This is a genomic window from Acinetobacter sp. AS23 (assembly GCF_023612055.1).
In the GTDB taxonomy this organism is placed as follows: domain Bacteria; phylum Pseudomonadota; class Gammaproteobacteria; order Pseudomonadales; family Moraxellaceae; genus Acinetobacter; species Acinetobacter oleivorans.
On sequence record NZ_CP082274.1, the window covers coordinates 904,905 to 920,255 of the forward strand.

Genomic DNA, 15,351 nt, shown 5'->3' on the forward strand with positions numbered 1-15,351 from the left:
CTAGTTAATTATAAAGGGATTTTGTTGTCATATTTCATATAGTGTCCATTATATTAAATAAACGTTAAATTAATGGGAAACTCTGTTTTTTTTAAGATTTCGAATAAGAGATTCTATATTAAATAGACACCCCGTAAGGTGTCTATTTCAACTTATTACTAGATTTCTATTTCATAAGGCAAATCATTTTTAACCAGTTCAAGTAGGTCAATACATGCCTTTGAATACTTATCAATATTACTTTTTTGACCAGATTTAATTTTAAGGTGATAGCGGTTGTTTGAGTCTTTTATATTAATCCCTTTCTCTTCTGTGATCTTTTTGATTAAAGTATTTACAGGATACCAATGGTCATAACCCAAGGCTTCTGCAACTCCTGAAATGGTATAACAAAAACTCGCGTTAATATGTTGACCATCATCTAATGATCCTAACCCGAATAAAGTTGGTAATTTTGTATCATCATTTGAAATTTCTGATAACAATTCGAAATTAAATGGTAGTTCTCTTCTTGGTAGATCAGAAGTTACCATTTTATAGGTTCTATGTAATAGCGATCTTAATAATTTAGGATTTACAGTAATTTCAGGGGAGAGTTGAGAAATAGCTTTATATACCCAATCGTATTGATTTGCATAAATTACTTTAATACGAATATGTTTATTTTCATTTAAAGCAATCAGTTTTTCTTTAGGATAAGTATTTGCTTCATTAAATGTACTATCAAAAATTACCATATAGATATTAGGAACAAGTTCACCTTTAGAGACTAAGATCTCATCAATGTCTGATAATATATTTATTATATTAGGGTCATTTAAACTGTAACCCAAGAAAAATAGTGGATGTTCTGCAAAGTATGTTAAGAGCTTTGAGCTAAGGTATTTTTTCTTTTCATTAAAATAATCATAATCTTCACGAGTAAGAACAATACTTCTACTATCTTCATAACAGCCATGAATTTTTAAAATTTCGCCATATGATGTATAGTTTGCACGAATTACTTGTTGACCTATAACTTTTTGATAATCAATGAAAATTTTCTCTAATGCGCCATCGTAATTCGTGGTGATGATTGCATGTGGCTTTATATTTTGAAGTTCTTCAATTTCATCTTTTGATGAATTTGAGTTTAAATCTATAGATTCTGTTATTTCTTTAAAATACTTAGAAACAATGAATTTTATATAATCTTGCTTTTGAGCCTCATCTTCAAATAACTCATCTGGAAATGGGGATGTAGAAGGATCTGTTGCCCCCCATGCCCAATTGCTGTATGCCTCAACAAAACTACTAGCCATTTCGGTATAGTCTGTATCATTTCCTTCTCTAAATTGCTGTTCATAAAAGGCAAATCTTTTATTGGAAAGTTCTGGACACATTTCAACTAATTTTTTCATAAGCCCTTTCCATGAAGGAGCATTGAAGTAGCGCTGTGAAATACCTGATCCAATAAAAAGAATAGGTTGCACTTGTAAATCGGTCATAACCTCAGCAATATCCTGAGTTATTTCATCCTTATAGCTCATAGAACATCTCTTTAAATCAATTATTTAGTATTAAACACTCTATTTCTAAAGATTTCATATAATTTTTAAATTCATAACTCAATATAATATGACTTAAACTAAGAAAATGGCAGCTTATTTCTCCCATTTTGATTAATGATCTAATTTAAAACAAATGTCATTTTGTGTGCTTGACTGCAAAAGGGCGGAGCACTATCCTTTGCCTGCTGGCCTACATTGCCAGTCGGTTTTAGCAGACCGTACTCAAGAGCATTGAAAAAACTCGTTTTTTTTAATGTGAACTCGTTCGTCTCCCTTTTGTTGCGGTAGGACGGAAGGGGGACACCTTCGGGTGTGCTGGGTCTTGAGCCAGTCTGCTAACCCCCTTTCGTTCTGCCACCATAATTCTATAAATGTCTGGCAGAACTCCCAATAAAAAGGAGTTGGCTTTGCACATTCTTAATTTCTTGGCAGCGACTGCCAAAGTCTATATCGACACCACTTAAATCTATAAGCAGCTTGATTGCGATTAGCGCTTTTAGGCTTTAATTCGTCACGACAAAAACTTAATCAACAATAAAACTTGAGATGTGCCACGCACAGTCTTTACGGCTTTGCTATGCCTTTTTTTCTCCCAAAAAAGTATCTCGCTTATCTACAACAATAATTTTATAACGGTAAAACTATGCGACATTTAGTGATCTCACCACGTGCCATACAAGTCGTAAATAAATCGATTAATCTGTTTCACAACCACGGATTTCATACTGTTGGAATAGACAGAATTGTGAAAGAATCTCAAATTCCCAAAGCCACTTTTTATCATTATTTTCACTCTAAAGAGCGGTTTATCGAAATCTGTTTGAACGTTCAAAAAGAGCGCTTAAAAGAAAAAGTAGTTTCAATTGCTGACTACGACCAAGGTGCAGATGTGATGGATAAACTTAAAACACTTTATCTTTTACATACCGATTTAGAAGGGCTGTACTACTTATTATTTAAAGCCATTTTTGAAACGAAACTGACCTATCCCAAAGCCTATCAAATCGCCGTGAGGTATAGAACGTGGTTACTGAATGAAATCTATAGCCAACTTATAAAACTAAAAACCGATGTTTCCTTTCAGGATGCCAAACTATTTTTATATATGATTGAAGGCGCGATTATTCAGCTTTTAAGCTCAGATAAAAAAGGGGAGCGAGAGATGATATTAGAATGTTTTTTGAAGCAGTTTAAAGCGGCGTAATATGTATCATTCATCGTTTTCAAGTTTAGCTATTTCATAGAAAAGCCCTTCTTATCAAAGGGCTTTTTATAAAATCTATTCTTTATATTGCCATGCTTTTAAAAAGGTTTGGCAAACCTCTTCATTTAACTGCTGTAGCTCTTGAGGAGTCGGAATGTTTCCGCTAATCAGCGTAGCAGGATATGCATATCCCATTACAGCACCGAGGAATGCTTTTGTTGCTTCCTCTGGCTGATCAATTTTAACAATGCCTGCATTGTGTGCTGTTGCAAGAATATCGGTTAACGATCTTTTAATATTTCCTTGAGTACGCTGTTGAATTTTTGGAAGAATTTCCTTCATTTCAACTAATGCAATAATCAGCAATCTTTGCAGACGAATGACGTCAATATTATAAAAATGATTTTGTACAGCCTGCCCAATTTCTAAGAGTAATTGATCTAGGCGCTTATTTTTTAATTCATGTTGTTCAACAAAAGGCACTTCCATTTCTGTTTTTAAATGATCAAAAACTTCAATAAGTAGAGCCGTCTTAGTTGGGAAATGGTTATATAAAGTTTGTCGATTTGTTCCGGCTTTAGCTGCGATAGCTTCTAAACGAACTTCTAATCCATGCTCAAGAAATAGTGCACGTGCTGCTGCAAGGATAGTAGGGCGAATTCGAGAAGGGCGACCTGGAGATTTTTTTAACATATGAGGATTTCTTGCACATCTTATTTATTTACTTTACAGTAAAGTAAATAAATTGTCTATAAGTCTGGGGTCCCAGATATGCTTGTTTTTAATTTTTTTCATCGTAATACTTTGTGTTTATTGCCTTTGTTGCTTTTCTTGAATGGCTGTGATGCTGACCAGCCTGCGACCAAAAATATTCAACAGGTGGGCATTATCACTATAAAACCAGAGACGATTGAATCTACTTATCAATTGGCTGGAAGAACAGTTGCCTCTGAGATTTCTCAAGTGCGGCCACAAGTAAATGGCGTGGTTGTCGAGCAATTGTTTAAAGAAGGCTCTCAGGTGAATAAGGGACAACCCCTTTATAAAATTGATTCTTCACTTTATCGGGATAGCGTTGACGAGGCCGCGGGTAACCTTGCACTCGCTAAAGCAACAGTCAATTCGACTCGTTTACAAGCTGAGCGCTATAAAGAATTAATTAAAGTAAATGGAGTGAGTCAGCAAGAGCTTGATAATGCTCAAAGTGCATATGAACAAGCAAAAGCCACCGTGACAGTAAATGAAGCCCTACTGAAAACGGCACGAACCAATTTACGTTATACACAAGTTACTGCGCCTATTTCAGGACGGATAGGGCGCTCTTCGATTACACGTGGAGCTTTAGTCACTTCGGCTCAAACAGATCCTTTAGCAACGATTCAAAAACTAGATCCTATGTATGTCGATTTGACCCAGTCGAGTGATGAATACATGGCGCTGCGCAAACAGCTTACTGAAAATGGAATAAAACCAAATGAACTTTCAGTACGTTTACAGCTTGAGAATGGCACGAACTATGCGGAACAAGGAACGTTTAAATTTAGTGATATTGCAGTAGATGAAGCCACTGGAAGTGTCACGTTACGTGCTGCGTTTTCTAACTCGAATAATGCTTTATTACCGGGAATATATGTACGGGCGGAACTTGGAACGGGCACACGTCCTAACAGTATCTTAATTCCTCAAGGTGCGCTGTTCCGAGATGCAGAAGGCAATGCGCTTGTTTGGGTTGTTGGAAAAGATAATAAAGCCGAACAACGAAAAATTACTTTAGGGAGTGCGATTGATAATCGTTGGTTAGTGACCTCTGGCTTGAAAGCGGGAGATCAAGTCATTGTTGATGGTCTGCAAGGTTTAAGTACCGGCATGACGATTGATCCTACCCCAATGAGCTGAGGATTCTCTATGTTGTCGAGTTTTTTTATTGCACGACCTATTTTTGCTTGGGTCCTCTCTATTTGTATTATGGCATTGGGGACGATTTCGATTTTAACGTTACCCATTGAGCAATATCCCGATATTGCACCACCGGGTGTAAATGTTACTGCGAATTATCCAGGTGCATCGGCCAAAACTGTTGAAGACAGTGTGACCCAGATTTTGGAGCAACAAATTAAGGGTATTGATGGTCTCCTTTATTTTTCATCGAGTAGTAGTTCGGCAGGACAAGCACGCATAAGTCTTAGTTTCGATCAAAATACCAATCCCGATACCGCGCAGGTGCAGGTGCAAAATGCTGTGAATCAGGCACTGAGTCGATTGCCTCAAGAGGTTCAGCAGCAAGGGATCACTGTAACAAAATCACAAGGCGATAGTTTATTGGTCTTTGCGCTTTACGATGAAAGTGGGACTAGATCTTCTGTCGACATATCTGACTATATGGTGAGCACACTTCAAGACCCATTAAGTCGGGTAGATGGAGTAGGTGAAATCACTGTATTTGGTGCTCAATATGCAATGCGTATCTGGCTTGATCCTCATAAATTAAACAGTTATGGATTAATGCCATCAGACGTTAGAACCGCAATTGAAGCACAAAACACTCAAATTACTGCGGGAGAATTGGGCGCATTACCCACGCGTGATGGGCAGGCTCTAAATGCAACAGTAACTGCATTATCTCGGCTACAAACCGTGAGCCAATTTGAAAATATTATTTTGCGGACAGAAACAAATGGTGCGGTTGTATTACTTAAAGATGTTGCCCGAGTCGAGCGGGGTGCAGAGAGTTATCAGACGTCTACACGTCTGAATGGAAAGCCAGCTTCGGGTATGTCTATTCAGCTTGCATCTGGTGCCAATGCACTAGAAACCGCTGAAAGAGTTAAAGCTGAGGTCACACGATTAACTGCCTCTATGCCAGCGGGTTTAAAAGTTGCATACCCACGCGACAGTACGCCATTTGTAGAAGCTTCGGTAAATGGAGTGATTAAAACTTTAGCTGAAGCGATTGTTCTCGTCATTATTGTCATGTTCTTATTTTTACAGAGCTGGCGTGCGACTTTAATTCCGGCAATTGCAGTCCCAGTTGTATTGTTAGGTACATTTGGGGTGTTAAGCATATTGGGCTATAGCATTAATACACTGACTTTGTTTGCGATGGTTTTGGCAATTGGTTTGCTTGTAGATGATGCGATTGTAGTCGTAGAAAATGTTGAGCGGGTTATGCATGAGCAAAATGTTGATGCTCGGCAAGCCACCTTAATTTCAATGCAAGAAATATCTGGCGCGCTCGTTGGTATTGCCATGGTACTTGCGGCGGTATTTTTACCTATGGCATTTTTTGGTGGCTCAGTCGGGATTATTTATCGCCAGTTCTCGGTAACGCTCGTATCGGCTATGGTACTTTCTGCAATTGTTGCTTTAACACTTTCACCTGCGCTATGTGCAACCTTACTCAAACCTGCAAATGAAAAGCATAAACAGAGAAAATTTTTTACTTGGTTCAACCGTAAAGTAGAGCAAGGTCAATCAGGCTACCGTACAAAGCTAGTTGCTGTTTTAGGTAAACCCAAAATATTTATGATCATATTCGTGGGTATTACAGCTTTGTTAGGTTGGCAATATACGCGTATGAATACGGGGTTTTTACCCCAAGAAGACCAAGGCTCGGTTATGGTTCAATTTAGTACGCCTGTAGGCACGACACTAGCTGAAACAGAAAGGGTTGGTAATCAGATCGCAGATTATTTTTTAACGAAAGAAAAGGATAATCTCAATGTGATTTTCATGGTGATGGGTAGAAATAACGCAGGCAGTGGTCAAAATGTGGGAATGGCATTTGCTGGACTCAAACATTGGGATGACCGAGAAGGTAGTGAAAATACAGCTGAAGCTGTGATTGCTCGTGCAAATGCACATTTTAAGTCATTGCGTAACGCACGTGTTCAGGTACTTTCGCCCGCTGCTGTAAGAGGTCTTGGGCAATCAAGTGGTTTTGAACTTTGGTTGCAAGATGCTGAAAATAAAGGAAGAGATGCTTTAATCACTGCACAAAATAATGTGTTAAAAGCAGCAAATGCTGATTCTGGCCTAGCAGCAGTACGTTTGAATAGCTTAGAAGATAAAGCCCAGTTACAAGTCGATATCGATCAAAGAAAAGCCAGCGCTCTTGGTTTAGCCCAAGCTGATATCAGTAATACCTTATCTTCTGCTTGGGGCGGATCTTATATTAATGACTTTATTGATAGGGGACGTGTTAAGCGAGTTTATTTACAAGGCGAAGCGAACTATCGTTCTTTACCTCAAGATATTGGGCAGTGGTATGTTCGTGGCGCTACTGGTCAAATGACACCATTTTCTAGTTTCTCTTCTGTAAAGTGGCAAATGGGGCCTCAAATGCTGCAACGCTTTAATGGTCTTTCAGCCGTACAACTTCAAGGTTCTGCTGCAACGGGTGAAAGTTCTGGCGGGGCTATGGATAAGATGCAGCAGTTAGTTGACCAGCAACAAGGCTTTAATCTTCAGTGGAGTGGATTGTCTTATCAAGAGAAGTTAGCGGGTGGCCAAACGATCTGGTTATATTTGGCTTCAATCATCTTTATCTTTTTATGTTTGGCAGCACTTTATGAAAGCTGGTCTATTCCTGTTTCTGTCATGTTGGTTATTCCTTTAGGTCTTATTGGCGCTGTAGTTGCTGCAAGTCTGGCAGGTTTTGTGAATGATATTTACTTTCAGGTCGCTATGCTTACCACCATTGGGCTTTCTGCCAAAAATGCTATTTTGATTGTTGAATTTGCAGCAGCCAAATTGGAAGCTGGTCAGGCATTAATGGACGCCATTATTGAAGGTGCGGGTCAGCGATTACGGCCAATTATTATGACATCTCTGGCTTTTGTTGCAGGTGTTCTACCATTGGCTGTATCTACAGGAGCAGGAGCTGTGAGCCGAAAAGAAATTGGTATCGCCGTAACTGGTGGGATGATTTCGGGAACTCTACTTTCTATTTTCTTTGTGCCTTTATTTTTTCTTTTAGTTCGTCGTTTAACCAATAAGTTAAATGCCCAAAAGGCAAAATGATTTTACAAAACAGAATGTCATTAACAGTTAGGCCCTCATGCGATAAATAGCATGAGGGCCTAACTCCGACTAAAAACTTAGAATGTATTTTGAATAATGACATCATCGTAAGGAAGTTTGCCCACACGCGGGTAAGGCTGAGAGGCTGACTTACCAACTGCAATCATCAAACACACCACATGATCTTCAGGTAAGTTAATGAGCTTTGCCATTGCGTCAAAGTCAAAACCATCCATTGGGCAACTGTCTAAACCATGCTCTTGAGCAAGAAGCATCAAGGTTTGAGCAAAAATACCCGCACTACGCATCACTTCATCACGTTGAGTTTGCGGGCGGTCACGGTAATATTGATCAATCGCACCTACCATAATATTTTGCACTTCTGGAGTCGCGCCATCCCACACGCGTTTAGCATCGGCTTCCCACGAGCTTACTTTTGCGCATAACACAATGAGTAAAGAAGCCTCGGTAACTTGTGGTTGATCCCATGCAATCGTACGAATCTTTTGTCTTAACTCAGCATCTTCAATCACAACAGGGCGCCAATGTTGCAAGTTAAACGCACTTGGAGCATTTGCTAAAACTTCTTGTAATAACTGCTTTTTGTTATCGTCAGAAAGTTGAAATGCAGGATCAAAGCGTTTAACTGCACGGCGGTTATGGATGGCATCAATAACATTCATAAGATTTTCCTACTTGAGAATTGGGTAGCAGTATTAGTTAGTTTTATAACGTTGGGCTACTTCAGCCGAAGAAAAGTTTGGTAGTAATGTGATACGTGATTTTTCAAAATTATTCCATTGATTTTCGTCTTTCAGCACAGGAATTGTGATCGTTTCTTTACGGTCAAAACCTATCAGAGCCGCATCGACCAAATCTTGGACATCCATTAATGGTGGAACTTGGCTTAAGTCGATGCCAGAACGTTCCCAAATTTCGGTTTTAGTTGCAGATGGCAATACGGCTTGAACATGCACGCCATGATCTTTTAACTCTAAATATAAGCCTTGGCTAAAAAATTGGATGAAAGATTTACTTGCGCCATAAATGGTCGAACCAAGTTCAGGAGCTAATCCAAGCACTGAACCTAAATTAATAATGGCGCCTTTACCTTTGCGTAGAAGGGGTTGCGAAATTGCATGAGACAACCGAACAACTGCGGTCATATTTAAAGTTATAAGTTTTTCAATGTCTTTAATATCTTGAGTTAAAAAGTTTCCGTTCAGTGCAATCCCAGCGTTATTTACCAAAATTTCAATATCAGCATCGTTTTTGAGTACATCTTCAATTTTAGTGATGTCTTGATCTTTTGATAGATCGGCTTGAATGAACTCGACCTGTACACCGTATTTTTCTTGAAGGTCTTTTGAGATTTTATCTAAGCGATTGGTGTCTCGTGCAACCAAGATTAAGTTATGGCCACGTTGAGCAAATCGGTCTGCATAGACAGAACCAATTCCTGACGAAGCCCCTGTAATAAGTACTTTTGATTGAGCTGACATGTGATGTCTCCAGGCTTTAATTTTTAGATGATGAATATAATCTAAAATATGCGAGTTTTGATGTCAACCATAATCAATGTATAATTATGACCAGTAGGGTGAATAAAAGTGGGTGCGCCAAAATGAAAGTCAGTAAAACTCAGGTAAAAGAAAACCGAGATAAAATTGTTGAAAAGGCGACTCAACTCTTTCGTAGCAAAGGCTATGACGGAGTTGGCATTGCCGAGTTAATGTCTAGCGCGGGCTTTACTCACGGCGGCTTTTATAAACATTTCACTTCGAAGACCGACCTTGTCTCAATTACCGTTAAACATGGGCTTGAGCAGGTTTTAAAAAGAATAGAAGGTTTAAACTTAACTCAATTTATTCAGCTTTATGTGTCCCGCACTCATCGAGACAACCGAGATTTGGGATGTACCTTAACAGCGTTATCTTGTGATGCTGCAAGACAGCCAGACGAAGTAAAAGTCGAATTTGAAGAGGGTATTGAGCAACTTATTCAGTTCATTATGAATGAACGAGCCAAACAAGTTTCTTTGGAAGCGCCAGAGTTGAGAAAGCAAGCCATTAATATTCTTGCCCAATCTGTAGGGGCAATTGCATTGTCTCGCGCATGCCCAGACCAATCAAACCTTAGCGATGAAATATTGGAAAGCTGTAAAGAAAGCCTTTTAAAGTTAGCTGATTAAACTTTTTTATCTCTCAAACTGGTTTGGCTAAATTGAATTAACCTCGCAATATCGACAGTTCTTTCATAAATAAGTTTGGCCGCATGTTCGCAGGCTTGTTCTAAGGTAATAGGGCCATTAGTTAGCGAAAATGCAGCTGTAACGCCATGTTCATAGAGTGCTTGATAGCCTTCGCCTAATGTTCCTGCAATGACAATGACAGGAACATTGTGTGTTTTGGCAATTTGACTCACCCCAAAAACTGTTTTACCACTTAAGGTTTGTTGGTCAAATTTACCTTCGCCTGTAATGACCCAATCCGCGTTAGAGATTTTATGGGCAAGCTGATTGAGTTCAGCCACAACCTTAACTCCAGCTTTAAACTCAGCATTTAAATAACTTTTGGCTGCAAAACCTAAACCTCCCGCAGCACCAGAACCCGCTTCATCTCGTTTATCGAAACCTAAAAGCTTAAGCGAGACATCGGCAAAATGGGCAAGAGCTCCATCGAGTAACTCTACTTGAGCAGGGGAAGCACCTTTTTGTGGACCAAAAATATGAGATGCGCCGTTTGGACCACAAAGTGGATTGGTCACATCGGCAGCCAGTAAAAACCGAGTTTGCTGAATACGTGGGTCGAAATGTGTTAAATCAATTTTTGATAGGTTTTTGAGCGCGAGTCCACCAAGGGGTAAAACGTTGTGGTTAGCATCGAGCAAAACTGCGCCCAAAGCACTGAGTAATCCTGTACCTCCATCATTGGTTGCACTACCACCCACGGTTAAAATAATGTCTTTTGCACCTGCGTCTAAAGCATCCAAAATGAGCTGGCCTGTGCCAAACGTTGTGCTGTGACAAGCATCACGCTCAGACGGTGGAACTAACTGTATGCCGCTGGCTTGAGCCATTTCAATGATGGCGATTTTTTGTTTTTCTAACCATCCCCATCTTGCTTGAACAGGCTGACCTAATGGTCCCATTACGGTTTTTTCACGCCATTCCCCTTCACAGACCTCTAACACCGCTTCTATGGTTCCTTCACCACCGTCTGCCATTGGACATATCAGCGTTTCAGCATTTGGAAAAACCTCTTGCCATCCTTTGGCAATGGCTTGAGCGACGCCCAAAGCCGATAGGCTGTCTTTAAAAGAGTCTGGCGCAATCACAACCTTCATAAGTTCTCTGAATCTGTTTTTTTCAATTAATTTATACTGCTTAAACCCATAAAAACCTACTTAAAATGACGTAAATTTCAGCTCATTACATCATTTCTATTTTTTAAAAATATAAAGTGAATTATGTTTTTATCTGTAAAAAATAGATCGTTGTGTTTTTAAGATGTTGTTTTTATTTAATTTAAATAATTTTTTGGTTTTTGCTGAATGATTGTAATTATAAAAAATATGGCACATATTATAACTAGCGTTGAGGCTGCCTCTAAATATCATGAGTAAGATAAAAGTGGATTTTTACTTATTAAGATAAACAGCAAATAGCGTAGATATAACCATAATTAAGTTGTGATTTATTGCACCTATAGAATGTGTAAAAAGTAATAAGAGGATGACAAAGTGGATAATTCAGAAGAACAAAAGCATATTCAGGAAAATAACGGCTTTGCACGAATTGAACCCTATACTCATCCTGCGGGCGGATGGGGAGCACTTCTTAGTGTCGCTCGAAACTTAAAGCGGCAAGATATTTTAAAAAAAGGTTCGATTACCTTACTCAATATTAACCAGCCTACAGGGTTCGACTGTCCCGGTTGTGCATGGCCAGAAAAGAAAAATGCTCATGCCTTTAACTTCTGTGAAAACGGCGCAAAAGCAGTTGCATTTGAAGCAACCAGTAAAACAGTGACTCCCGAATATTTTGCAGGTCATACCGTCAGTTGGTTATCAGAACAAAGTGATTTCTTTCTAGAAGACTTAGGTCGCTTAACAGATCCAGTTCGCTACGATGCTGCAACCGATAAATATGTGGCAATTTCATGGGATGAAGCATTTCAGATTATTGCTAAGCATCTTCATGCCTTAGATAACCCAGATCAAGCTGCGTTTTATACCTCTGGCCGTGCAAGTAATGAGGCAGCATTTTTATATCAATTGTTTGTGCGAAGCTTTGGAACAAATAACTTCCCAGACTGTTCGAACATGTGCCATGAAACCACAAGCGTTGGATTACTTGATTCGATTGGTTTAGGAAAGGGCACAGTCACCCTAGAAGACTTTGATTTAGCTGATGCAATTTTTAGTTTTGGGCACAATCCCGGAACTAATCACCCACGTATGTTAGGTACTTTGCGTGAAGTGTCTAAACGTGGCGGTAACATTGTTGCGATTAACCCAATTAAAGAACGAGGACTTGAACGTTTCCAAGACCCACAAGCACCACTTGAAATGATGACTAACGGCAGTACCCCAATTAGTCGTTATTATTTCCAACCTAAAATTGGTGGTGACTATGCACTGATGTTAGGGATTTTAAAGCACCTAAATGAGTGGGATAAAAAGGCGCTCGCTTCAGGTAAACCAAGCGTTTTTGACCGAAACTTTATTGCGGTGAATACAATCGGTTTCGACGAGATGATTGCCGAGGTTGAAAAAACTGAGTGGAAAGATATTTATAAACACTCGGGTCTATCACCAGAGCATTTAGAAAAACTCGCTAAGCTCTTTTTAGAGTCTGAGCGCTCAATTTTCTGTTGGGGGATGGGTATTACTCAACATCGCCATGGAACAGCTAATGTGCATATGTTGGCGAATTTATTATTGGCTCGTGGGCAAATTGGTCGTCCGGGTGCAGGGCTTTGTCCAGTTCGTGGGCACAGTAATGTGCAAGGCGACCGAACTATGGGCATTAATGAGTTACCTAGTCCTAAATTACTCGACAACATTGACCGCGTGTTTGGGATTAAATCCCCTAGAAAAAATGGGCATGGTGTCGTTGAAACGATTAAAGCTATGGCTGAAGGTGAGGTCAAAGTCTTTATTGGTTTAGGTGGTAACTTTGCAGTTGCGACGCCAGATACACCGTATACCCAAGAAGCACTTAGAAAGTGTAATTTAACCGTTCATGTTGCAACCAAGTTAAACCGTAGCCATTTGGTTTGTGGTAAAGAGGCTCTGATTTTGCCATGTTTAGGCCGTACCGAAATTGATGAGCAGCTTCATGGCCCGCAGGCAATTTCAGTCGAAGATTCGATGAGTAATATTCATTTGTCGGCTGGGCGTAATACCCCAATTTCTGAAAATATTTTATCTGAACCAGACATCGTGGCAAGAATGGCTGAAGCGGTTCTACCAGACAGCAAGATCAAATGGAAATGGTACATTGAAAGTTATGATCGTATTCGTGACTCAATTGCTGAGGTTTTTGATGAGTTCCATGATTTTAATTTACGTGTCTATAACCCAGGTGGTTTCCATCTAGAGCATCCGGCTAATCAGCACATTTGGAACACAAAAAGTGGTAAAGCTCAGTTTATGATTACACCACTGAGTGAAGTCTATGGCGATAAAGAAAATCAATATGCTGCCGCTTATACCGACAGCAAAGTTTATACCTTAATGACCACTCGCTCTCATGACCAATACAACACGACGCTATATGGTCTCGATGACCGTTACCGCGGAGTCTTTGGGCAGCGCCGTGTGTTATTTATGAACCAAGCCGATATTGATGAAGCGGGCTTTGAAGCAAATCAATGGGTTGATATTGAAAGTGTTTTCTCAGATGGTGTTAAACGTATTGTGCATAGTTTCCGTATTGTGCCGTACAACATTCCACGTGGCAGTTTAGCTGCGTACTATCCAGAGACCAATCCGTTGGTGGCGTTAAGCAGTCATGATAAATACGCCAAAATTCCAGCTTCAAAAAGTGTTCCTGTGATTTTGCATCCCGGTGATGCACCTGCACACTTTAATTTGGCAACGGCAGTTGACCCTGAAGATGCTGATAAGAAAGTAAGTAACCTTTAAATTAACAGCGATATTAAAAATGTAATTCAAACAAATGGCGCTCTAAATAAGCGCCATTTCAAGATAAAGGAAATTATTTTGACACCACATTCTTATGGGGTTGAAACATTACAAGTAAAGCGGTTTAAGAAAACCGAATCTGAAAGTGTTTTAGATAATATTGTTCAAGAGCATCCGATTGCTTTGGTATATAACGGCATTTCTCATGCAGTAATGATGGCTACACCTACCGATGTGAGTGTGTTCGCTAAAGGTTTTAGTCTGTCCGAAGGAATTTTAACGAGCTTAAAAGAGTTGTATGCCATTGAGGTTCATGAAAGTGAACTGGGAATTGAAGTGAATATGACCATTTCATCTAGAGCATTTGCTGCGTTAAAAGAAAGGCGGCGTATGTTAGTGGGTCGTACAGGCTGTGGTTTATGTGGCATTGAAAGTTTGGAGCAGCTTCAGCTCGATATTTCTAAAATTACCATCGAACCTTCCAAAGAATGGCTTGAACAAATTCCAGTCGCGATTTCTCAATTAAAAGATCAACAGAAAATTACTGCCTTAACGGGTGGTGCTCATGCCGCTGCTTGGGTGGTTCAAGGCAAAATCATGGCATTGTTTGAAGATGTTGGTCGTCATAATGCCTTAGATAAATTGCTGGGTTATTTAGCTCAAGAAAACTACGACACCAGTTTGGGTTTTGTTGTTATGACTAGTCGTGCAAGCTACGAATTAATCCGTAAATGTGCTCAGCTTAATATAGGTTTATTGGCTTCAATTTCTGCCCCAACCAGTATGGCTATTCGACTCGCAAAAACTTCAGGCCTAACTTTAGCAAGCTTTTGTCGTGGAGATGATTTCGTTTTATACACATAAAGATCATGCATTGAAATATTGATCAGATCAGTTCAAATGCTAAGAATGATCAAACATAATGGAAATATACATTTCTATTTTGCCTAATTTTAAGTTAAGCACGAACTTTATACTTTATGATCAGAGTTATGTAGTTCAGAGTCTGTCCAAATGTCTTGGTTACAATCACTAAAAGAATGGGCAAAACGTCTAAAAAAACAAATTATTATGCTTTGGTTTGCATCAAAGCATCCTCAAATGCCATGGTTCCCAAAAGTTATTGCTGTGGTGGCTGTGGCTTATGCCTTTAGTCCAATCGATTTAATTCCAGATTTTATTCCTATTTTAGGCCTTTTAGATGAGGCCATCATTTTACCGATACTCATTTGGTTAGCGCTTCGATTTACGCCTCAACAAGTTATTTTCGATGCAGAACAGAAAGCTAATGAATGGCTAGAAGAACATGAAAAAGGGCCACGAAATTATTTGGTTGCTGTACTTATTATTTTAATGTGGCTCACTCTAGCGGTGATGGCTTATTTTTATTTTGGTGGTGGTTTGTAGGTGAACTACGCTTAGAAGCCT

The 15,351-nt window shown here is 39.4% G+C and carries 12 protein-coding genes; 7 read left to right on the plus strand and 5 right to left on the minus strand.

Features of this window, described 5'->3' with window-relative positions; genetic code table 11:
- Positions 1-158: 158 nt before the first annotated feature.
- On the minus strand, positions 159-1,529 hold the full coding sequence (locus K6I41_RS04215; protein ID WP_250375258.1) for an SIR2 family NAD-dependent protein deacylase: 1,371 nt from the start codon (positions 1,527-1,529) through the stop codon (positions 159-161).
- Positions 1,530-2,193: 664 nt separating this feature from the next.
- On the opposite strand from K6I41_RS04215, the gene K6I41_RS04220 reads away from it, so the two are divergent.
- A complete protein-coding gene (locus tag K6I41_RS04220; RefSeq protein ID WP_151822382.1) occupies positions 2,194-2,754 on the plus strand; it encodes a TetR/AcrR family transcriptional regulator in 561 nt (186 codons plus the stop codon).
- Between the two features lie 75 nt (positions 2,755-2,829).
- On the opposite strand, the gene K6I41_RS04225 is transcribed toward K6I41_RS04220, so the two are convergent.
- Positions 2,830-3,447 (minus strand): TetR/AcrR family transcriptional regulator, encoded by a 618-nt coding sequence (locus K6I41_RS04225; RefSeq protein WP_198308123.1) that lies wholly within the window; start codon positions 3,445-3,447, stop codon positions 2,830-2,832.
- Between the two features lie 78 nt (positions 3,448-3,525).
- Here K6I41_RS04225 and adeD point away from each other — a divergent pair, with 78 nt between their 5' ends.
- On the plus strand, positions 3,526-4,650 hold the full coding sequence (gene adeD, locus K6I41_RS04230; protein WP_250375259.1) for a multidrug efflux RND transporter periplasmic adaptor subunit AdeD: 1,125 nt from the start codon (positions 3,526-3,528) through the stop codon (positions 4,648-4,650).
- 9 nt (positions 4,651-4,659) lie between these two features.
- Positions 4,660-7,773, plus strand: a complete 3,114-nt coding sequence (gene adeE, locus K6I41_RS04235; protein ID WP_250375260.1) for a multidrug efflux RND transporter permease subunit AdeE — start codon at positions 4,660-4,662, stop codon at positions 7,771-7,773.
- A gap of 77 nt (positions 7,774-7,850) precedes the next feature.
- On the opposite strand, the gene K6I41_RS04240 is transcribed toward adeE, so the two are convergent.
- On the minus strand, positions 7,851-8,456 hold the full coding sequence (locus tag K6I41_RS04240; protein WP_250375261.1) for a nitroreductase family protein: 606 nt from the start codon (positions 8,454-8,456) through the stop codon (positions 7,851-7,853).
- 33 nt (positions 8,457-8,489) lie between these two features.
- Positions 8,490-9,275 (minus strand): SDR family NAD(P)-dependent oxidoreductase, encoded by a 786-nt coding sequence (locus K6I41_RS04245; protein WP_192837065.1) that lies wholly within the window; start codon positions 9,273-9,275, stop codon positions 8,490-8,492.
- Positions 9,276-9,397: 122 nt separating this feature from the next.
- Between K6I41_RS04245 and K6I41_RS04250 the strand changes: the two genes are divergently transcribed.
- Positions 9,398-9,964 (plus strand): TetR/AcrR family transcriptional regulator, encoded by a 567-nt coding sequence (locus K6I41_RS04250; protein ID WP_250375262.1) that lies wholly within the window; start codon positions 9,398-9,400, stop codon positions 9,962-9,964.
- Here K6I41_RS04250 and K6I41_RS04255 read toward each other — a convergent pair.
- Positions 9,961-11,118 (minus strand): glycerate kinase, encoded by a 1,158-nt coding sequence (locus tag K6I41_RS04255; protein ID WP_250375263.1) that lies wholly within the window; start codon positions 11,116-11,118, stop codon positions 9,961-9,963. The genes K6I41_RS04250 and K6I41_RS04255 overlap by 4 nt on opposite strands.
- Positions 11,119-11,514: 396 nt before the next feature.
- On the opposite strand from K6I41_RS04255, the gene K6I41_RS04260 reads away from it, so the two are divergent.
- The 3 genes from K6I41_RS04260 (at position 11,515) to K6I41_RS04270 (ending at position 15,330) form a co-directional block, all read left to right on the plus strand.
- Positions 11,515-13,923 carry an FdhF/YdeP family oxidoreductase gene (locus K6I41_RS04260; protein WP_250375264.1) on the plus strand — a complete coding sequence of 803 codons (2,409 nt, stop codon included), beginning with the start codon at positions 11,515-11,517 and terminating at the stop codon, positions 13,921-13,923.
- Between the two features lie 78 nt (positions 13,924-14,001).
- Complete coding sequence (fdhD, locus tag K6I41_RS04265) at positions 14,002-14,787, plus strand: formate dehydrogenase accessory sulfurtransferase FdhD (protein ID WP_107882995.1); 786 nt, start codon at positions 14,002-14,004, stop codon at positions 14,785-14,787.
- A gap of 150 nt (positions 14,788-14,937) precedes the next feature.
- Positions 14,938-15,330 (plus strand): YkvA family protein, encoded by a 393-nt coding sequence (locus K6I41_RS04270; RefSeq protein ID WP_250375265.1) that lies wholly within the window; start codon positions 14,938-14,940, stop codon positions 15,328-15,330.
- The last annotated feature ends 21 nt before the right edge of the window (positions 15,331-15,351 follow it).

Coding starts and splice junctions, on each gene's coding strand:
- K6I41_RS04215 (WP_250375258.1), bottom strand. CDS start 1,529: ATGAGCTATAAGGATGAAATAACTCAGGATATTGCTGAGGTTATGACC.
- K6I41_RS04220 (WP_151822382.1), top strand. CDS start 2,194: ATGCGACATTTAGTGATCTCACCACGTGCCATACAAGTCGTAAATAAA.
- K6I41_RS04225 (WP_198308123.1), bottom strand. CDS start 3,447: ATGTTAAAAAAATCTCCAGGTCGCCCTTCTCGAATTCGCCCTACTATC.
- adeD (WP_250375259.1), top strand. CDS start 3,526: ATGCTTGTTTTTAATTTTTTTCATCGTAATACTTTGTGTTTATTGCCT.
- adeE (WP_250375260.1), top strand. CDS start 4,660: ATGTTGTCGAGTTTTTTTATTGCACGACCTATTTTTGCTTGGGTCCTC.
- K6I41_RS04240 (WP_250375261.1), bottom strand. CDS start 8,456: ATGAATGTTATTGATGCCATCCATAACCGCCGTGCAGTTAAACGCTTT.
- K6I41_RS04245 (WP_192837065.1), bottom strand. CDS start 9,275: ATGTCAGCTCAATCAAAAGTACTTATTACAGGGGCTTCGTCAGGAATT.
- K6I41_RS04250 (WP_250375262.1), top strand. CDS start 9,398: ATGAAAGTCAGTAAAACTCAGGTAAAAGAAAACCGAGATAAAATTGTT.
- K6I41_RS04255 (WP_250375263.1), bottom strand. CDS start 11,118: ATGAAGGTTGTGATTGCGCCAGACTCTTTTAAAGACAGCCTATCGGCT.
- K6I41_RS04270 (WP_250375265.1), top strand. CDS start 14,938: ATGTCTTGGTTACAATCACTAAAAGAATGGGCAAAACGTCTAAAAAAA.